At 55.1% G+C, this 19,303-nt stretch carries 18 protein-coding genes; 12 read left to right on the top strand and 6 right to left on the bottom strand.

Going from position 1 to position 19,303, the window contains the following annotated elements:
• The first annotated feature begins 37 nt into the window (after window positions 1-37).
• The 4 genes from HVA01_RS08610 to HVA01_RS08595 are packed head-to-tail and all read left to right on the top strand — an operon-like array spanning window position 38 to window position 4,004.
• Window positions 38-811 (top strand): pseudouridine synthase, encoded by a 774-nt coding sequence (locus tag HVA01_RS08610; RefSeq protein WP_146874872.1) that lies wholly within the window; start codon window positions 38-40, stop codon window positions 809-811.
• 11 nt (window positions 812-822) lie between these two features.
• Entirely contained in the window at window positions 823-1,710 is an 888-nt protein-coding gene (gene tcdA, locus HVA01_RS08605) for a tRNA cyclic N6-threonylcarbamoyladenosine(37) synthase TcdA (protein ID WP_246129559.1), read from the top strand.
• Window positions 1,707-1,925 carry a DUF1653 domain-containing protein gene (locus HVA01_RS08600; RefSeq protein WP_146874869.1) on the top strand — a complete coding sequence of 73 codons (219 nt, stop codon included), beginning with the start codon at window positions 1,707-1,709 and terminating at the stop codon, window positions 1,923-1,925. The genes tcdA and HVA01_RS08600 overlap by 4 nt, the downstream gene beginning before the upstream one ends.
• 42 nt (window positions 1,926-1,967) lie before the next feature.
• Entirely contained in the window at window positions 1,968-4,004 is a 2,037-nt protein-coding gene (locus HVA01_RS08595) for a RecQ family ATP-dependent DNA helicase (protein ID WP_146874867.1), read from the top strand.
• A 7-nt stretch (window positions 4,005-4,011) separates the two neighbouring features.
• Here the strand turns inward: HVA01_RS08595 and zigA are convergent, their stop codons facing one another.
• On the bottom strand, window positions 4,012-5,238 hold the full coding sequence (zigA, locus tag HVA01_RS08590; protein WP_146874865.1) for a zinc metallochaperone GTPase ZigA: 1,227 nt from the start codon (window positions 5,236-5,238) through the stop codon (window positions 4,012-4,014).
• A 335-nt stretch (window positions 5,239-5,573) separates the two neighbouring features.
• On the opposite strand from zigA, the gene HVA01_RS08585 reads away from it, so the two are divergent.
• From HVA01_RS08585 to darG, 3 genes are read left to right on the top strand one after another with little or no spacing between them, the layout of a single operon-like run.
• Window positions 5,574-6,143 (top strand): DarT ssDNA thymidine ADP-ribosyltransferase family protein, encoded by a 570-nt coding sequence (locus tag HVA01_RS08585; protein WP_146874863.1) that lies wholly within the window; start codon window positions 5,574-5,576, stop codon window positions 6,141-6,143.
• The gene (darT, locus tag HVA01_RS08580) at window positions 6,143-6,787 is read left to right on the top strand and encodes a type II toxin-antitoxin system toxin DNA ADP-ribosyl transferase DarT (RefSeq protein WP_146874861.1); all 645 of its coding nucleotides are present in this window, start codon (window positions 6,143-6,145) and stop codon (window positions 6,785-6,787) included. Before HVA01_RS08585 ends, darT begins: the two co-directional genes overlap by 1 nt.
• A 10-nt stretch (window positions 6,788-6,797) precedes the next feature.
• Entirely contained in the window at window positions 6,798-7,877 is a 1,080-nt protein-coding gene (gene darG / locus HVA01_RS08575) for a type II toxin-antitoxin system antitoxin DNA ADP-ribosyl glycohydrolase DarG (protein ID WP_146874859.1), read from the top strand.
• 54 nt (window positions 7,878-7,931) lie between these two features.
• On the opposite strand, the gene HVA01_RS08570 is transcribed toward darG, so the two are convergent.
• From HVA01_RS08570 to HVA01_RS08555, 4 genes are all read right to left on the bottom strand, one after another.
• Complete coding sequence (locus HVA01_RS08570) at window positions 7,932-8,207, bottom strand: TIGR03643 family protein (RefSeq protein ID WP_146874857.1); 276 nt, start codon at window positions 8,205-8,207, stop codon at window positions 7,932-7,934.
• A 16-nt stretch (window positions 8,208-8,223) separates the two neighbouring features.
• On the bottom strand, window positions 8,224-9,603 hold the full coding sequence (locus HVA01_RS08565; RefSeq protein ID WP_146874855.1) for a PepSY-associated TM helix domain-containing protein: 1,380 nt from the start codon (window positions 9,601-9,603) through the stop codon (window positions 8,224-8,226).
• Window positions 9,604-9,700: 97 nt separating this feature from the next.
• Entirely contained in the window at window positions 9,701-10,333 is a 633-nt protein-coding gene (locus HVA01_RS08560; RefSeq protein ID WP_146874853.1) for a class I SAM-dependent methyltransferase, read from the bottom strand.
• Between the two features lie 236 nt (window positions 10,334-10,569).
• On the bottom strand, window positions 10,570-10,917 hold the full coding sequence (locus HVA01_RS08555; RefSeq protein ID WP_146874851.1) for a helix-turn-helix domain-containing protein: 348 nt from the start codon (window positions 10,915-10,917) through the stop codon (window positions 10,570-10,572).
• 413 nt (window positions 10,918-11,330) lie between these two features.
• Between HVA01_RS08555 and HVA01_RS08550 the strand changes: the two genes are divergently transcribed.
• Window positions 11,331-13,676, top strand: a complete 2,346-nt coding sequence (locus HVA01_RS08550; RefSeq protein ID WP_146874849.1) for a putative bifunctional diguanylate cyclase/phosphodiesterase — start codon at window positions 11,331-11,333, stop codon at window positions 13,674-13,676.
• A gap of 1 nt (window position 13,677) precedes the next feature.
• Here HVA01_RS08550 and HVA01_RS08545 read toward each other — a convergent pair whose 3' ends face one another.
• Window positions 13,678-14,628, bottom strand: a complete 951-nt coding sequence (locus HVA01_RS08545) for a helix-turn-helix domain-containing protein (RefSeq protein WP_146874847.1) — start codon at window positions 14,626-14,628, stop codon at window positions 13,678-13,680.
• A 228-nt stretch (window positions 14,629-14,856) separates the two neighbouring features.
• On the opposite strand from HVA01_RS08545, the gene HVA01_RS08540 reads away from it, so the two are divergent.
• The 4 genes from HVA01_RS08540 to HVA01_RS08525 all read left to right on the top strand — a co-directional run bounded on the left by HVA01_RS08540 (window position 14,857) and on the right by HVA01_RS08525 (window position 19,257).
• Window positions 14,857-16,272: an ethanolamine ammonia-lyase subunit EutB gene (locus HVA01_RS08540; protein WP_146874845.1), complete on the top strand. Its 1,416-nt coding sequence runs from the start codon at window positions 14,857-14,859 to the stop codon at window positions 16,270-16,272.
• Window positions 16,262-17,098 carry an ethanolamine ammonia-lyase subunit EutC gene (gene eutC / locus HVA01_RS08535; RefSeq protein WP_146874843.1) on the top strand — a complete coding sequence of 279 codons (837 nt, stop codon included), beginning with the start codon at window positions 16,262-16,264 and terminating at the stop codon, window positions 17,096-17,098. The genes HVA01_RS08540 and eutC overlap by 11 nt, the downstream gene beginning before the upstream one ends.
• Before the next feature lie 115 nt (window positions 17,099-17,213).
• Entirely contained in the window at window positions 17,214-18,656 is a 1,443-nt protein-coding gene (eat, locus tag HVA01_RS08530; protein ID WP_146874841.1) for an ethanolamine permease, read from the top strand.
• Window positions 18,657-18,759: 103 nt separating this feature from the next.
• Window positions 18,760-19,257 carry a CIA30 family protein gene (locus HVA01_RS08525; RefSeq protein WP_146874838.1) on the top strand — a complete coding sequence of 166 codons (498 nt, stop codon included), beginning with the start codon at window positions 18,760-18,762 and terminating at the stop codon, window positions 19,255-19,257.
• Window positions 19,258-19,303 lie beyond the last annotated feature (46 nt).

The following is a 19,303-nucleotide window of genomic DNA, read 5'->3' as shown; positions in this document are numbered from 1 at the left end:
TGTCAATTGTTTTGCCGCTGTTTTACCAGGGAGCGTTATGACGCCACTCAACATCCTTTACCAGGATGAGCACCTCGTTGCGGTGCATAAGCCGTCCGGGCTTTTGGTGCATCGCTCGGCGTTAGCGCGTGGCGAAACAGAATTTCTGCTCCAGCGGCTGCGCGACCAGATTGGCAAGCGGGTCTATCCCGTTCACCGGTTAGACCGGCCCACCTCGGGGGTGATGGTGTTTGCGCTCTCTTCAGCAGTGGCGGGGCTACTCAGCGAAGCGTTCAGCGAGCGCCAGGTAGACAAGCGCTATTTGGCGGTGGTACGCGGCAAAGCCCCAGAAAATCAGCGCTTGGATTACCCGTTGCGAGAGGAAGATGGTACGCGACCCAAAGCCGAGATGCCCGCCATGCCGGCGATGACCGATATCCGTCGTCTGGATAGCGTTGAATTGCCGGTGCAAGTCGACCGCTACCCAGTGGCGCGCTACTCGTTGGTGGAAGCGCGGCCGCTGACCGGGAGGCGCCACCAAATTCGTCGTCACCTTTCCCGTCGTGGCTATCCGATTATCGGCGATGCCAAGCACGGTAAAAGTGTCCACAACCGCTTTTTTGCCGAACAGCTGGCGGCACCGCGGCTATTGCTGGCAGCCACTCACCTGGCGTTTGACCACCCGGTGCTGGCCAAGCGTGTACAATTAACCTGCGCCTTGGATGCCACCATGATTGCGCTGTTTGAACACCTTGGCTGGGCGGGGCACTTGCCATTGGATAGCGTGCGCACCCCGCCGCAAAAAACGCCTTCAGCCCTGCAAGCACTATGAGTGAGTCTGCTATGTCCTCAACCTCGCCAATACCGACGGCTAATGTGGAGCCGGCCACTGCCGTCCCAGTTTCTAACGCCCCAGCCTCTACCGACTATGAGTTGCGCTTTGGCGGGATTCGTCGCCTCTATGGCCAACGTGCTGCCGAAGCATTTCGTCACGCCCACGTGGTGGTGGTCGGTGTGGGTGGGGTGGGGAGCTGGACGGTGGAAGCGCTGGCGCGCTCGGGCATTGGCAAGCTGACGCTGATCGACCTGGATGACGTCTGCGTCTCCAACGTCAACCGCCAGTTGCACGCGCTGAATGGCACCATTGGCCAGCCCAAGGTCGACGTGCTGGCTGAGCGCTGCCGTTTGATTGCCCCCGAAATTGAGATCGTTGCCGACACCGCCTTCGTGACGCCCACCAATCTGGCCGAGCGCATCCCCGATGATGCCGACCACGTGGTGGATGCCATCGACAGCGTGATCGCCAAAGCTGCGCTAATCGCCTGGTGCAAGCGGCGTAAAATTCCGATTACCGTGACCGGCGCGGCGGGTGGGCAAACTGATCCCACGCGTATTCAGGTAGCGGACCTCACCCGCACCGAGCATGATCCGTTGTTATCCAAAGTGCGCTCGCGGCTGCGCCGGGATTACGGCTTCTCCCGTAACCCCAAGCGGCGTTTCTCGGTGGAGTGCGTCTACTCCGACGAGCAGCTGGTATACCCCAGCAGCGACGGTGAGGTATGCCTGCAAAAGCCCGGCAATGGCGAGGCCACGCGCCTGGACTGCGCCTCCGGTTTTGGCGCCGCCACTTTTCTGACCGGCACCTTTGGCTTCGTTGCTGCTTCAAAAGTGCTTGAACGACTCGCCAAAAAAGCCAACCAGCCAGCCGCTACTCCAAAGGAAAATGAATGACCGCTCCCGTTCCCGGTATTTACCGCCATTACAAAGGTAACCTATACGAAGTGCTCGGCACCGCCCAGCACAGCGAAAGCGAAGAGCATGTAGTGGTCTACCGCGCTCTCTATGGAGACTACGGCCTATGGGTTCGCCCGCTGGAGATGTTTACGGAAACCATTACCAAAGAGGGCCATACCCAACCGCGCTTTGCGCTGGAAAAGGCGTTTTAGATCTTCACTACGTAGCTATTCATTACTTAGTAGGCAGTGTTTATGACCTCATCATCACCCCAGCAAACGCTGAAAGACGTATTCGGCTTTGACGACTTTCGTGGCGGCCAGCAGGCGGTGGTGTCTCGGGTATTGGCGGGGCATTCTACAGCGGCGATTTTTGCCACCGGCGCGGGGAAATCCTTGTGCTATCAGCTCCCGGCGCTGCATCTGCCGCATCTAACGCTGGTGGTGTCGCCGCTGCTGGCGCTGATGCAGGATCAACTGGCGTTTCTAACCCGCCACGGTGTGGCGGCGGCGAGTATCGACTCCACCCAAGACCGCGACACGACTCGGGATGTGATGGAACGCGCCAAAAGCGGCGAGCTGAAAATCCTGATGATTTCGGTGGAGCGACTTAAGAATGAGCGTTTTCGGCACTTTCTGCGTCAGGTGCAGATATCGCTATTAGTGGTCGACGAAGCCCACTGCCTTTCTGAATGGGGGCATAACTTCCGCCCCGATTACTTGAAACTGCCGGACTACCAGCGCGATTTTGCCATTCCCCAGGTACTGCTGCTGACCGCTACCGCGACGCCCACTGTGATTGCCGATATGGGCGAGAAGTTTGCCATCGCGGAAGATAACATCATTACCACCGGCTTCTACCGCCCTAATCTTGAGCTGCTGGTGGCACCCGCGGTGGCGGATCGCCAGCAGCAGTTGGCCAATTGGTTGAAACCCCAGATGCAGCTGGGCAGCGAAGCGCCGACGATTATTTACGTTACCCTCCAGCAAACCGCTGAGCGAGTCGCTAAAGCATTAGCGGCCCAGGGTATCGCCGCCCAGGCGTATCACGCGGGGTTGGATTCCCAGCGGCGCGATGAGATTCAGCGCCAATTTATGGGCGGCGAGTCGCCCTGCATTGTGGCTACCATTGCCTTTGGGATGGGCATCGATAAGGGCGATATCCGCAATGTGGTGCACTTTGACCTGCCCAAATCCATCGAGAACTACAGCCAGGAGATTGGCCGGGCAGGGCGTGACGGCCTGCCTTCCACCTGCCTGACCATGGCCGGGCGGGATGGCCTGCGGGTGCTGGAAAACTTCGTTTACGGCGATACCCCCGAGCACGCTGGCATCTACCGCCTGCTGGAAGAGATCGCGGCGGCTGGCAATGCGCCAGATCGCCAGTGGGAAGTACTGCTCAATACCCTCTCCCGCGACACCAATATTCGCCTGCTGCCGTTGAAAACCCTGCTGGTGCGGCTGGAAATGCACGGCATTATTGCCCCGCGCTTTGCGTTTCTCGCCGAGTACCGGCTGCGCTATCACATCGAACCAGATGCCCTGGTGGGCCGCTTTCAAGGCGAGCGGGCGGCCTTTGTACGTTTGCTGGTCGACAATATTCCCATCGCACGCACTTGGGGAACGGTGGATTTTGACCGCCTGCACAGTGCGGGGCAGGCGCAGCAAATCGACGCCTCTCGCGCCCGCGTTATTACTGCCCTTGAGTACTTTCAGGATAAGGGCTGGCTGACCCTGGAAGGCAAGCGGATGACCGATGTCTATGAAGTGTGTCAGCCGGCGTTTGCCATTGAGACGCTGGCAAGGAAGCTATATGACGACTGCCTCAATCGCGAACGTATCGAAATTGAACGGCTCCAGGCTATGTTGGCGCTGTTTGAGTCGGAGAGTTGCCTAACGCGGCGATTGGCCATGCACTTTGGTGACAGTACCTTTGGCGATAATACGTTTGACGCACCGCCTGAGAGCGAACAGGGCCGCTGTGGCCACTGCTCGGTGTGTTACGGCAACCCGGTAAAACTACCGGATGCGCCGCCTTCGCCTGAGTTAACCGCTGCTGATTTTCAGCGCTACGCTACGCCGCTGATTGAGTGCCACACTAAACAGTTCGGCCAGCCGCCCAACGAGCAGCGGCTGGCGCATTTTCTGTGCGGCTTAACCATGCCGATCTTTAACCCGCTCAAAGCCCGCAGTCTGAATGGCTTCGCGGTCTTTGAGCAGCGCGCCTATCCCGAAATGCGCCAGTGGGCAGCGCAGTATGTGGGCAATGCAGGTCGCGTTGAGAACATCTAGCGCACTATTATTCCCAAGCAGGGAAGGGGTCGGGTAGCTGCTTCCACGCCTCAAGGCCTGCCAGTACCTCAGCTTCGCTAAGCAAGCAGGCGTCCAACGCTTCGCGCATCTTGGTTTGGTCCAGGTGTTGGCCGATAAAGACCAGCTCCTGGCGCATATCACCAAACGGCTCCTGCCACTTCTCCATAATAAACTGACGCGTTTCTGGGTCTGTTGGCCAGCGCTCTTCGGGGATGGCTTTCCAGAACACACCTGCGGGGCCGTGGTGGGCGATGCCGCCTGCCTGGCTCCACTGACCTGCGGCTTGGGGGCGGGTGGCGAGCCAGAAAAAGCCTTTCGAGCGTAACAGGCCTTGTCCGAACCACTCCTGGTTGAGCAAGTCGTGGAATTTTTGTGGATGGAAGGGGCGACGAGCATTGTAGGCGAAGCTGCCGATGCCGTACTCCTCGGTCTCAGGCACATGCTCGCCGCGCATTTCTTTTAGCCAACCCGGTGCCAACTGGGCGCGCTCAAAGTTGAACTTGCCGGTATCCAGCACCTTGTCCAGCGGCACGCCGCCTTGAGTGATAGGTATGAGCTCGGCGTCAGGATTCAGCGAATGCAAAATGGCTTTCAAGGCCTCTAACTCTTTCTCATTGATCAGGTCGGTTTTGCTGATCAGGAGTACATCGCAAAACTCAATTTGATCGACTAGCAGGTCGGCGACGTTGCGCTCATCATCTTCACCCAGGCTTTCACCGGCTTCAGCAAGGCTCTGCGCTTCGCGGTACTGCTCTAGGAAGTTAGCGCCGTCCACCACGGTGACCAGTGTATCCAGCCGCGCAACGTGGGAAAGGCTCTCGCCACTTTCGTTTTCAAAGGTAAAGGTTTCCGCCACGGGTAGGGGCTCGGAAATCCCGGTGGACTCAATCACCAAGTAGTCGAACTTGCCTTCTCGGGCTAACTGGCTGACCTCTTCCAGCAAGTCTTCGCGCAGGGTGCAGCAGATGCAGCCGTTGCTCATCTCGACCAGCCGTTCCTCACTGCGGTTAAGCGCCACGTCGCCATCCAACGTCGACTCGCCAGGGCCGCCGCGCACCAGCGCAGCGTCGATATTCACCTCGCTCATATCGTTGACGATCACCGCGACGCGGCGGCCTTCGCGGTTGGCAAGGATATGATTGAGCACGGTGGTTTTACCGGCACCCAGAAAACCCGAGAGCACCGTCACGGGCAGGGGAGTAAATGCGGTCATTGCTAGGTCACCTCTAAACGGGTTTATGTTATGTGATAATATAACAATTAAGGGGTGATTTTAGAATAGGCTGAGTAGGGTTTATATGAAGCCTGTTAACATTGAGCGATGTGAGGAGCAGTTACAGGTAGGCTAACGTATGCATTTGATTGATGAGAAAAAATTATAATCAATTTATTTCAAATAAAACAGCTGGTTAAAAGATTTTCGATAGTTTCGTCGGTACGACTGAGAGTCCCATATAATCATTATGTATTACGTGCCCACTCCGCGTGTATCGGAACAGAAGTAGAACAAGCAGCTGAAATCGTCTAATTAATTAGGGGCAAGCGCACATGGCATCCATCAGGGAACAGAAGCTGCTTTACCATCTGACAAGCCTGAACAATGTTGGCTCGATTTTGGAAAGCGGCCTACAGCCGAGATCAGCTTTGAATGGGTTCCACGATGTTGCTGATGTAGAGATTTTGGCTGGGCGTGCTGAACATGGGCTAGATGATTATGTTCCTTTTCACTGGTTTTCGCGGAATCCTTTTGACGGGCGTGTACAGACAGATCGCCCTGATGAAGATTTCGTACTGTTAACGGTGCACCGAACCCTTGCCATGGGCAGGAACTGGAGAGTTCTGCCAAAGCACCCTTTGGCCAGGCAGGAGTTCAGGTTTTACGATTACCGAGAAGGCTTTGATTTGATTGATTGGGGACTGATGGATAATCGGGAGTATAATGACGCTGACTGTAAAAGTGTTTGCATGGCGGAGTGCCTGTCCCCAAAGACCGTCAGGGTTGCTGATTTTTTTAAAATCTTCGTACCAACGGAGCAAGTTCAGAGGAGAGTGCTTGAAGAATTGGCTACTCGGGATCTAGGTATTGAAGTTACGGTGAACCGGGGTATGTTCTGCTGATGGCGCTCAATAAGTTGAATCCCCAAAAAGCCCTGATTTGGCGAATAACCCATCGCCAGAACCTGCCATGGATTCTGGTGAATGGGCTTCATGCCGGACATCATGGCATGCGTGCGTCGGAGTGGGTGGTGATTGGCAATGAAGAGTTAATTAACCGCCGTGCGCATCGTGATGTACCGCGAGCGCCCGGCGGTGTGCTAAACGATTATGTGCCTTTTTACTTCACGCCCTTTTCGCCAATGATGTACAACATCCATACTGGCCGTGGCGGCGTGAAAACGGTGGCGAACGCAGACATCGTGATTCTGGTTTCCAGCCTGCATAAAGTTGCTGAGCTGGGTTTGCCCTTTGTCTTTACCGACCGTCATGCTTACCCAGTCACTGCCAATTATTTTAATGACCTAGACAATCTGAGCGCCATTGACTGGCCGCTTCTACAACAGCGCAACTTTCAGCGTGACCCCGATGATCCTGAGAAAATTGAACGTTATCAAGCAGAAGCGCTGATTCACAAATATGTACCTATACAGGCACTGCTAGGGGCAATATGTTATACCCCGAAGGTACAGCTAGAATTACAGCAGCAGGCCGCTGAGCTGGGTGGCGCGTTGGATATTCACTGTCGGCCCAGCTGGTACTTTTAAGGAGTCAGTCATGATCACCTATACAACAGGCAACTTGCTGGATGCTGAGGTTGAGGCCCTGGTCAACACCGTTAATACGGTGGGTGTGATGGGCAAGGGAATTGCGCTGATGTTCAAAGAACGCTTCCCCGCCAATATGGCGGCCTATGCACAAGCTTGCAAAAGCGGAGAAGTGCAAACTGGCCGCATGTTTGTAACCGAAACCGATGAGTTGATGGGCCCCCGCTGGATCATCAATTTTCCTACCAAGCAGCACTGGCGTGCGAAGTCTCAACTACAGTGGGTTATTGACGGCTTGGCCGATTTGCGCGGCTTTATTGAGCGTAATCAAGTGCGCTCAATTGCTCTCCCTCCACTGGGCGCAGGCAACGGTGGGCTGGATTGGGCTGAGGTGAAGCCCCACATTGACCAAGCGCTGGGGGATTTGCAGGGCGTCGAGATTATCGTCTTTGAGCCGACGGCCAAATACCAAAATGTTGCAAAACGTCAGGGCGTAGAACAATTAACGCCTGCTCGTGCCTTGATTGCTGAACTGGTTCGCCGTTACTGGGTGCTAGGCATGGAGTGCAGTTTGTTGGAAATTCAAAAGCTGGCCTGGTTTCTGGAACGAGCGATTGAAGCAGAGGGTGTCGATAACCCGCTGGATCTCCGTTTCGAGGCTAACAGCTATGGCCCCTATGCCGATCGGCTGCGCCATTTACTCAATGGGCTGGATGGTAGCTATCTAAAAAGCGAGAAGCGCATCAATGATTGCGGCCCGCTTGATACTATCTGGTTCAATGATGCCAACCGGGAAAAAGTGACGCTGTATCTCAAAACTGAGGCGAAAGCTTACTTGCCAGCGCTTGAAAAAACGGCCGCTCTGATTGATGGTTTTGAGTCGCCTTTTGGAATGGAACTACTAGCCACGGTGGATTGGTTGTTGGCCCAATCACAGGCAACGCCAGACCCTGCGTCATTGATGGAAGGTGTGCGTCACTGGCCGGGAGGTCAACACTCGGCGCAGCGTAAACTGAAGTTATTTGATCGCACCAACGTCGAATTGGCGCTCAACCGGCTCAACGCTATTCCATTAAAGGCTGCTGGTTAGTGGCACTAACAGAATGCGCATATTCATATCTATAAAATCCGGTTGAGCAGACACCTAGCGCTTATATTGCGTGGGGCAGTAGCCACGTAGCACATCCGGTGAGCGCAGGGCTTGGTGTTTGGTCGTACGGCCGGTGACGCGCTTGCGCCATAGGCGAAACGAGGCAGGTTTAAGCTGATGGCGCATCACTTCAATTACATCAGGTTCGGCAAGGCCAAACAGCGTTTCGATGGCTTCAAACGGCGTGCGGTCTTCCCAGGCCATCTCAATAATGCGCGACTGCTCGTCATCGGGTAAGCGGCGAAAGCGTTTTACGGCAGCTTTTGGCATTGATTACCTCAAAGTATTAACGAATGTGATGGGCATTTGAGCTGCGCCCAGTATCGCGTCTTTTAACATACCAGCGCAGCGCGTCAATCACGACGAAAATCGCTAGACTGCCGCCCAAGACAGGCAGCGCCAAGCCCAATGCGATAGCGCCTGCCAGCAGGCTTAATTTGGCTGAGAGAGGCAGTTGCCAAAACGGCTCAGCCACGGTAGGAAAGCGCTCACCGCTTGCTGCGCGTAAACGCCGCCACGCCATTAAATAGCCCCATGCGATCAATGTCACAAGCCCCGCAGCGATTAACGCCAGCATTATTTGATTGATGAGGCCAAACAGGACCCCCATATGCAGGTCAATCCCCCAGCGGGTGAGTTTGGCCGCCCAGGGAAAGGTGGCAAAGTCGGTTTGATCAGTCACTGCCATTGAGCGCGGATGCAATGCCACTTGATCTACCTGAGTGGGCCATTGGCGGTCAATTTCAGCTACCCGCCATGCTTGCTGTGGGCTGCTTGGGGGCATTATTTGAAGGCGCGCTGCGCTGAGGCCCGCCTGACGCGCAGCGCTCAGCGCTCGGTCAAAATCTTCAGGCGCGATAGACGTGGCCACCATGGCCGTGTGGCCGCGATGCTCGGCATGCTCATCGTGGGGTTGGGTATCGGTATCGATCAGCGCCGTCGAGGCGCTTGGAGTGCTCCAGCCCCAGGCATGCCGCAGCTCGGCGATATTGCCCCCCGCCCACTGTGACCAGGTAAGGCCCGTGGCTGAAAAGAACACCAGCCCTAACGATAGAATCAGGCCTAATGTTGCGTGGCGTCGGCGAGTGGCATGCGGGCCGGAAAGCGCGTTCAGCGAGCGACGTCGCCAAATCCACAGTAAAAGGCCACCCAGCGCGGCAAGCCAAAGCCAAGAGGCGGCCAGTTCGCTGTAAAGCCGGCCTACATCGCCCAGCAACAGCTGGCGGTGAAAGTGATCAATCGCTGTGCGCAGCGGCAAAATACCGCTAGTGCCGTAAACCGTTGTGTCGCCGGTTACTTGCAGGGTGATCGGGTCCACAAATATCGCCCGGTGCTCAGACGGGCCTAAGCCTGGGTCGCTATACATGAGCCGCGTGGTGTCGCCTAGTCCTGGGGCAGGGCGCACGGCGCTGGGGAGCGACGAATCGCCCAGGTAGCGCTGAGCCGTTTCAAGCTGGTCGGCAAGCGGCTGAGGCTCGCCCTGGGTAACGCCATACAGGGTGTCGTGGTAAAGCCACTCTTCAAGCGGTGGGCTGAGTAAGTAAGCCATGCCGGAAAGTGCCGCGATGAGAATAAAAGGGCCGATGTAAAGGCCGATATATAAGTGCAGGCGGCTAAGCATGACAAACAGCAGGTGACGGGTGTGATTAGGCGAGCGGGCGGTCATTAGCTTGGATCCGAGTCGTATCGGTAAAATAGCCAGACAGCTTAGATAGTTTACTTAGTAATCGCTAGCCCGAAAGCAGCGGTAAAAAGTCACACGCTCAGCGGCTAGGCGTGGTTGGCTTTGCAGCAAGCAGAGCCCGAAACAGACCGTTCATGAGCACCGGTTCATCGTGGCGGATAAAGAACCCTGCCTCGGTGAGCAGTGGTTGCGCTTGGCGGGTAATGTCGGTTGCCAGTGTCGTGGTTAAATGATTCAAAACCCGCCGACCTGCCCCCGCCGGCTGACTATCCGGCTGGAATTTATCCATGACGCAGAGCTGGCCCCCCGGCTTTAATACCCGGTGTGCTTCGGTGAGCCCCCGCTGTGGGTCAGGCATAACCGCAATAATAAGGTGCATGATAACGGCGTCAAAGTGCTCGTCAGGGTAGTTGAGCGACTCGGCATCCATGACGCGGCACTCCACATCACGGCGCAGGGCCTCAGCGCGTTTGGCCGTGCGCTTGACCATCGCTGGCGCTAAGTCGGTGGCATGCAGCTCAATATCGTGGGGCAGAAAAGGCAAGTCTAGCCCTGTTCCAGCTCCCACCATCAGCACACGCATACCTGGCTCCCAGTCCACCTGGCCCAGCGCAACACGCCGGGCCCTACGAAAGACACGGGTCGCCACTGCATCGTAGAAGGGGGCGTAAGCGTTATAGCGCAGGCGGTTCCAAGCGGTGGTGTTGAACATAACGCCTCTTTGCAGTGGGGCAGTTGCTTTCGCGCGGAACGGCACACTGAGTACCTTACGCATTGGAATACCTATAGCACGAACGCGAAGGATCAACCAATAGCGGCTTCCATTATCTTTTTCTTTGAGCGTTTTTAGAGAGCGATACGATAAATAAGCTTGTCTGTATGGTTGATTTTTTTATGGGTGATATGTTTTAGATAGCCAGTGATCTTGCCTATAGCTATTGCGTTTGTTTACTCTTTTTTTAGCCGTATAGCGATTCTTTCAATCATATCGATAATCAGTTGGCGATCATTATGGTTTAAAGGGTTAATTAAATTTTTTATTCTAGTTGACTGGTCGTCAATATGAGAACTGGCTTGGCCAAGCAACTCTGCGGCTTCGCAGTTGAAAATTTCCGCAAACTCGATTAAACGCACAATATTGGGAATGACACGCCCGCGCTCAATGCGTGAAACGGCTTCATTACCGATTCCTAAGCGCTCAGCAACTTCTTCTTGGGTCAATTGACTACGAACTCGCTGTTTGGCAATAGCCCCGCCAATGCTGTCTGCTAGCCGTTTCTGTTCTGTCTTATTCACAACGCCCTCCAATTAGACCTAAATAGTTGGGTAACAACCTATTGACATGAAGGACTGTTTGGGTTGAATATCACCCTCTTAGGTTGGTTTGTGTGTTGTCAGTTACGTTTTGCTGCTTATGATTACTTATAAACGTATTCGAGAAGTGGTTAAATGCTCTTTATTGTTCATTTAAATAAAATAAACGACTTTTTTTTTATTTTTTTTAAGCCTTTTTTTGAAATTATTGTTTTTTTAAGTGTGGCTTTTAAATTTTAATTATTGGTTTTGAGGTGGCTTTTAAAATGATTGTAGTGAGTGGGTGATATTATGATGGTTAAGTGATGAATGCTTAGAAGTTGTTTTGAGATGTTGTTAAAGAATGACGAAAGAGCAGCTTTTCGTATATGACTAAACCTGAAGGCTTTAATACCATGTCTCTAACAGCTGCACCAGATGTTTTTCGACAACTAGCCGACAAGTTGTCCAACATCAGTGAAGAGAGCTTTTTTCAACACCTTGTGAAGTCCTTAGCGGATATTCTCGAGGTCGATCATGTTGCCGTCGAGCATGTCGACAGCCAACAGGGTAGGGTCACCAGTCTGGCAGAGTGGTCCCAGGGTAAATTCAATAAGACGGCGCCGTATTTACTGTCAGGCACACCATGCCAACATGTCGTCAATTACTCTACCTATTTTGTTTATTCCCAGGTTAGCCAACAATTCCCTGACGATAAGCGGCTTGCCGCGCTGGGAGTCGAGGGATACTGGGGTGTCGTCATGATAGCACCTGATGGCAATCTCTTGGGTGTTATTTCTCTAATGCACTCTTCCCCTTTAATACTGCCGCTATATGCCGAGGAAGTGCTACGTATAGCGTCCGTGCTGGCAGGCGCCGAATTAGCGCATCAGTTAGCGGAAAGCAAAACGCGCGAGCGGCTGTTATATAAAAATCAGGCGCTGAAGCGGATAGGCCGACATAATGAAGCACTGCTGAATACCATCAATGAACAGCAACGATTTCAAAACGCCGTAGTCAATGTCGCGACCGCCGTGGCTGCGGAAAATGGTGAAGCGTTTCTGCATCAACTAACCGCTCATATGGCTGAGGCATTATCGGCAGAGGTGGGGTTTATTGCCCTGTTAGATACACACAATGCTGATTTCGCGCATACCTTAACGCTGTATGTAAATGGTCAAATTCAGGATAATTTTGCCTACTATCTACCGGGGGTGCCTTGCCACAAGGTGATGGTTGAGCAGGAGTGCATCGTAGTAGAGGGCGCGGCCATTATGCTGCCTGCCGAAAGTAACGGAGCGCTTTCTTGGGTAAACGGCTACGTTGGGAGACGCCTGGACAATAGCCACGGCCAGCCGATGGGGCTTATTGGGGTGATGTTTAAAGCGCCACTGACCGATGTGGATAGCGTACGTAATGTGCTGCAGCTATTTGCCGCGCGAGCCGCCGGGGAGCTTGAGCGCCAGCAAGACGAAGAGCGCATACGCCAATTGGCTTTTTGTGACGCAGGCACCGGGTTGCCTAACCGCACTGCCTTTATGCACCACTTAGAGCAAGTGGTCCTCGATCCCCAGTCCCCTAACTTTGCGCTATTGCTACTGGACCTCAACCACTTCAAAGAGATTAATGACACCGCAGGGCATGACCTGGGCGATTTAGTGCTCAAAACCGTCGCGGAGCGGTTAGTGGCGTCGTTGAGCCGTCACCACTATTTAGCCCGGCTAGGTGGCGATGAGTTTGTGGTGGTCTGTCCTGATATGGAGGCAGGCCATGCGTTAGCCTTGGCGCAACGGCTAAGCGACAGCATCGCGCTGCCTGTCGTTATTAACCAGCAGTCATTCACGCTGTCGGTGGGAGTGGGTATTTCGCTTTATCCCCAGCATGGTTCGACCCCTCAGGCGCTGTTGAAATACGCTGATGTTGCGATGTATCAAGCCAAGCGGCAAAAGCACGCCATGTGTTTATTTGAACCGTGGATGGGTCGCGTTGTGTTTGAGCAGCTCAATTTTGCGAAACGCCTTGGCAAAGCGATTGCTGACAAGCAGTTGAACCTGCACTTTCAGCCTCAGGTGGATTTAAGCAGCGGTCAGCTGGTCGGCGCTGAGGCACTTTGCCGGTGGCACGATGAAGAGCTTGGTGACGTGCCACCGGGCAAGTTTATCCCTATCGCCGAGGAGCGCGGCATGATTGTGGCCCTCGGTAACGGGGTAATCGAGCAGGCGTGCAGCCAGCTTGCCGTGTGGCGAGCACAGGGGCACTCGATGCCGGGTCAATTGGCGATTAATATTGCCGCCCAGCAGTTTGAAGCGGAAGGCTTGATTGCCAACTTGCTTCAAAGCTGTGCCCATTTCGGTTTAGAAGCATGGCAACTTAGTCTGGAAATTACCGAGAGCGGCATCATGGTCAATCCCGAAAAAGCGATTGCCATGACCGAAGTGCTAAAAAACCATGGGTTTGGGCTAGCCATCGACGACTTCGGCACGGGGTACTCGTCGCTGGCTTATTTAAAACGCTTTGCCGCCGCTAAAATCAAAATCGATATCTCTTTCGTACGCGATATGCTGACCAGCGACAACGACCGTGTGATTGTGGCGACGATTATTGCTATGGCGAATACGCTGGGGCTAGAGACAATAGCGGAAGGAATCGAAAGTCAGGCTCAATTAGACGCGTTGGTCTCGATGGGCTGCGCTCAGGGTCAAGGTTATTACTTTGACCGGCCTCTCACCGCCGAGCGATTTGCTCAGCGCTGGCTGAGCTAAATTATAGAGTGGATTGCGCATTAAGCGTTTGCGAAGGGCATTCGCCAAATTGCTGCTTATAGTCATGGGCAAATTGCCCCAAATGCCAGAAGCCCCAATAGGTGGCTATTTCGGTGACTGAATGCTCCGATGATGCCGCCCGCAACGCTCGACGTACGCGATTGAGCCGCGTTAAGCGTAAAAACTGCAGCGGGCTAATGCCTAAGATAGTGGTAAAGCTATACTGCAGAGTGCGGCGGCTAACATGGGTTAGCTGGCAAAGCTCCTCCATGGTCACAGGCCCTTCCAGGTTTTCCTCAACGTAGCGTTTAACACGGTCAACCACTGCTTTTCGATGGGTGTAACTGGGTGGCAACGCATGGCTTGTTTGGTTGGTTTTAAGTAGCTCAAGCAGTCCCGTCAGGAGGATATCCTGATGCACCTTCTCGGCAATGGCGTCCTGTTGATGAGAGAGCAGGCGTTCAAGTAAAAACGCCACGGCACTTAGCGTCTCCGGGGTGATGCGGCGGCGCGGTGAACAGTGCCAATCCTCATCCAGTACAACCCCCTGCTGCCGTGCGGCGGCCTGTAATAGCGGCAGGCGAATCACCAGCCCATAAATATTGAAAGCCTCTGGAGTAACCAGTTCAAAGTCGTGCCCGCCGGGGCGACACATCACCTCATGCTCGTCTAACGCCTGCCCATTGATCCGTGACCCAAGTGCCCGCGTGGGAATGCCCAACCACAGTGAGTCCGTCCACACGCGGCAGTCCTGACGCAGCGCCTGCCCGGTATATTCTTTAAACACCTGCATGGCGGGCAGCTCGATTTCATCCAGCCGCCCGTAAAAGCAACCAGGGCTGAGCTGGTCGTATTCTTGCTGCCAACGCGTCAGGTTTTGTGCATGCTCATCGGCATCAAACGCCTCCTGGGTGCGTTTTTTTGGTGCAAGCGCGCTGTCGAGTGTGGCCATGGGGCTCTCCTTCTGGCGCTAAAAAGTCTAATTTTTACTTGGCAATCGCCTTAGTGCTTTGTATTTATTGGTATTAATAGAAGGGTGACGGGTTTGCCAAAACTCGATACTCGCTATCTATTGATAACGCTATGGTAAAGACAAGCAAGTTTTATACCTCAATGCGCTATTAGCGCGATTAAAAAGTAGTCGCAATGCAAGCATCCGCAATGCATAGGGGAAAGTCTCATGGCGCAGACCTATTACACCACGGTGGGGAGCCGCAGCTACCGCTTCGCAAGCCTAGCCGAGCTGATGGCCAAGGCCACGCCGCCTCGTTCCGGCGACCGTTTGGCTGGCGTAATGGCGGAGAGTGCCGAAGAGCGTGTGGTCGCCCAAATGGTATTGGCGGAACTCCCGCTTACCACCTTTTTGAACGAAGCGTTGATCCCCTACGAAGAGGACGAAATCACCCGGCTGATTATGGATGACCATGATGCCGCCGCCTTCGCTCCCATCAGCCACCTGACCGTGGGCGATTTTCGGAACTGGCTGCTCTCCGATCACGCCACCAGCGAGGTACTCGCGGAGGTGAAAGCCGGGATTACCCCCGAAATGGCCGCCGCCGTCAGCAAGCTAATGCGCAACCAGGATCTGATTCTGGTCGCCAAAAAGTGCCAGGTCACCACAGCGTTTCGCAACACCATCGGCCTGCCGGGTCGGCTCTCGACAAGGCTTCAGCCAAACCACCCCACCGACGATGTCACCGGCATTGCCGCCAGTATTCTCGATGGCCTGCTCTACGGCAGCGGTGACGCGGTGATTGGCATTAACCCGGCCACCGATAACGTCGCCCAAAGCGTCAAGCTGATGCGCCTGATGGATGACGTCATTCAGAAGTATCAGATCCCTACTCAATCCTGCGTGCTTACCCATGTGACGAACACGCTGGAAGCCATAGAGCAGGGCGCCCCGGTCGATTTGGTATTTCAGTCAATAGGCGGTACCGAAGCCACTAACCGCAGCTTTGGTTTTGACTTAAGCACCCTCGCTGAAGCCGAAGCGGCGGCGCAGTCTCTCAACCGCGGCACGGTGGGGCGCAACGTGATGTATTTTGAAACCGGCCAAGGCAGCTCGCTCTCCGCCGATGCCCATCACGGGCTCGACCAGCAAACCTGCGAAGCCCGTGCCTACGCCGTGGCGCGCAAATTTAACCCGCTGCTGGTCAATACCGTGGTGGGGTTTATCGGCCCTGAATACCTGTTCGACGGCAAGGAGATCACCCGGGCGGGGTTGGAAGACCACTTCTGCGGCAAGCTGTTGGGCGTGCCCATGGGCTGCGACGTTTGCTATACCAACCACGCCGAGGCCGACCAGAACGATATGGATAACCTGCTCACCTTGCTGGGTGTCGCGGGCTGCAATTTTATTATGGGCATTCCCGGCTCTGACGACATTATGCTCAATTACCAGACCACCTCCTTTCACGATGCGCTCTATGCCCGGCGAGTGCTGGGACTAAAAGCGGCACCGGAATTTGAGCGTTGGCTCGAAGAGATGCAGATTTTTCAGGATATCAGCACCCACAGGCTCAACGACCAGCTCCCCGCTGCGTTTGCCAACAGCCTGCGCCACCTGCCCAAGGAGCCAAGCCATGGCGGATAAACCTTCATCCCCCATCGTGGTGGAAAACCCCTGGGAGCGGCTGAATGCCTTTACCGATGCACGGATTGGTTTGGGGCGTGCTGGGGTCAGCCTGCCCACCAACAAGCTACTGGCTTTTCAACTCGCCCATGCCCAGGCCCAGGATGCGGTTCATTGCCCGCTTGAGGTAGAAACTTTGGCGAAAGCGTTAACCGAAGCGCTGGATTTGTCTAAAGCACCGCTGCGCCTGCACAGCTATGCCCAGGACCGTGCCATGTACCTGCAGCGGCCCGACTATGGCCGTCGCCTTAACGACGAGACCCGTGAGTACCTACAGCAAGCCGCTGAGTCTCAGCAGCGCTATGACCTTGCGGTGGTCGTGGTCGATGGGCTTTCTGCGCTGGCCGTTCAGCAGAACAGTGCGCCGTTTCTTAGCGCGCTTTATCAGATGCTGAACAGCGATGCGGCTGATTGGACGCTAGCACCACTGACACTTGTCGAGCAGGGGCGGGTGGCGATTGGCGACGAAATTGGCGCACTGCTCAATGCCGATGCCGTGCTGGTGATGATCGGCGAGCGGCCGGGGCTGAGCTCGCCGGATAGCCTGGGGCTGTATATGACCTGGGCACCAGAGCCAGGGCTTAAGGATGACCGCCGCAACTGTATTTCCAACGTGCGCCCGGCAGGCCTGCAAGTGGAGGAGGCTGCTCGGCGCTTCTTTCTGCTCTTAAAAGAGGCCCGCCAGCTCAAGTTATCAGGCGTTCAATTAAAAGACCGCAGTGAAGACGACGTACTGGAAGGCGACTCAGCCTCAGGCTCGACGCGTAACTTTTTGGTGGCGGATTAACGTCCCCCCACGAGCGACACTCGCTAATAATAATCACACAACAACACGGAACAACGTGAGTAATCACCAGCACGCCGCTTGCGACGATTATGTTCCACACCATGAGGGCAAAACGATGACACAACCATCTGTTAATCAAGCGTATCTGGCCAAGCGCCAGCTACGCAAAGGCACCGCCGGCTGGATGCTGCTGGCGGGGTTAGGGGTTTCCTACGTGATTTCCGGTGACTTCGCCGGCTGGAACTTTGGCATTGCCGAAGCCGGCTGGGGCGGCTTTGCGATTGCCGCCTGCTTAATGGCGCTGATGTATCTGGCGCTGGTACTGTCGCTTGCGGAAATGTCGGCGGCGATTCCCGCCGCGGGTGGCGGCTACAGCTTTGCCCGCCAGGCCATGGGGCCAGCCGGTGGTTACTTAACGGGGTTGGCGGTACTGATTGAGTACGCTTTGGCCCCTGCGGCGATTGTGATTTTTATCGGCGCCGCGGTGGAATCGCTGCTGGGGATCAACGGGCCGCTCGTCTATCTTCTGTTTTATGCCATCTTTATCGGCATTCACCTGGCCGGCGTAGGCGAAGCGCTCAAAGTGATGATGGTAATTAGCGGCCTGGCGGTGTTCGCCATTCTGGCTACCGCGGTGGCGCTAATCGGTAATTTTGATGCGGCTAATCTGTTTGATATTGCCCCTACCGATGCCGCGGGTGCCAGCACCTTTATGCCGTTTGGCTGGTACGGCATTTGGGCGGCGCTGCCGTTTGGTATGTGGTTGTTCTTAGCGGTTGAGGGTGTTCCGCTGGCGGCGGAAGAGGCCAAAGACCCTGCGCGGGATATGCCCAAAGGCATTATCGGTGCGATGCTGTTTTTGCTGTTCACCGCCTTGCTAGTGGTGGTGCTGCTGGCCGGAGCGGCGGGGGCCGAAATGATCGGCCAAAGCGGTGTGCCGTTAGTTGATGCGCTGAACGTCGCAGGCAGCCCGGTGCTGGCCACACTGGTCAACGTATTGGGACTGGCAGGCTTAATTGCTTCGTTCTTCTCGATTATCTATGGCTACAGCCGATTGGTGTTTGCGCTCTCGCGGGCAGGCTATTTACCTAAGCGCCTGTCGCTGACCAGCGAGCGTAAAGTGCCCTATTTAGCGCTGATCGTGCCCGGCGTGTTTGGCTTTTTGGTGTCACTCAGTGGCGAAGGCGATTTGATTTTAGGCATGGCCGTAGTGGGTGCGACGATCTCATACGCATTGATGGCACTGAGCCACATTATGTTGCGAGTAAAACAGCCCGATCTGCCGCGCCCCTATAAAACCCCGGGCGGGGTAGTGACCTCATCGATTGCCTTAGTGCTGGCAATTGTCGCGCTGACGGGCGTGTACGCGTTTGATCCCCGCGCGTTTAACTACACGATCGTGCTGTTCATCGCCGGTGCCGCCTATTACTTCCTTTACAGCAAAAATAACCTGGTGGCGAAAACGGCCGAAGAAGAATTCGCCCTGGTGGTCGCCTCGCCTGAAGACCTGGACGATAACGACGTGGCCCCGGTGCCGGTAGCCGCGAGCAAGCTGTAATTGGCAGGGCTAATCACCTAGGCTAATGATGTCTTTGAAGCCTCTGTGCCTCACGGTACAGGGGCTTTTATTTTTTTGGCTTAAGGAAAGGTAAGGAGACAACATGGAGCTAACCTTTGATAACCCTAACGAACAGCAGCGCTGGTTTGCCGTGGACGATGGCGTTATGGGTGGTGTTTCCCAGAGCTCGTTCAGCGTTGTGGATGGTGAAGGGCGTTTTCATGGCGAGGTGTCGCTGGAAAACGGCGGCGGCTTTGCCTCCGTTCGCCGCGAGCCCAACGGTTTTGAACCCATGTTAGCGGATGCCCAGGGCATAGCGCTCACCGTTCGCGGCGACGGGCGTACCTATCAGCTGCGCTTGAAAAGCACTTCCCTTGGCGACGCTTCAGCCTATCGAGTGAAATTTACCCCCGCGCGTGACGGTTGGGAAACGCTGCACTTCCCCTGGCGCGCCTTTGAAGCAGTGCGGCGTGGCACGCTGCTCACCGATGCGCCGACTATTCAGCCTGCGCAGATTACCCAGTTGGGGTTTCTGATCGCCGACCGCACCGCCGGGCGGTTTTGTTTACAGGTGACGAGTGTTTGTGGGCTACTAGAATGAACGTATGACGCCAGTCTCGCTAAAGTATGATATTTGATTCATCCAT

Source organism: Halovibrio variabilis (assembly GCF_007991175.1).
In the GTDB taxonomy this organism is placed as follows: domain Bacteria; phylum Pseudomonadota; class Gammaproteobacteria; order Pseudomonadales; family Halomonadaceae; genus Vreelandella; species Vreelandella variabilis.
The sequence above is the reverse complement of the archived record's forward strand: the minus strand, read 5'-3'. Positions and strand labels throughout refer to the sequence as shown.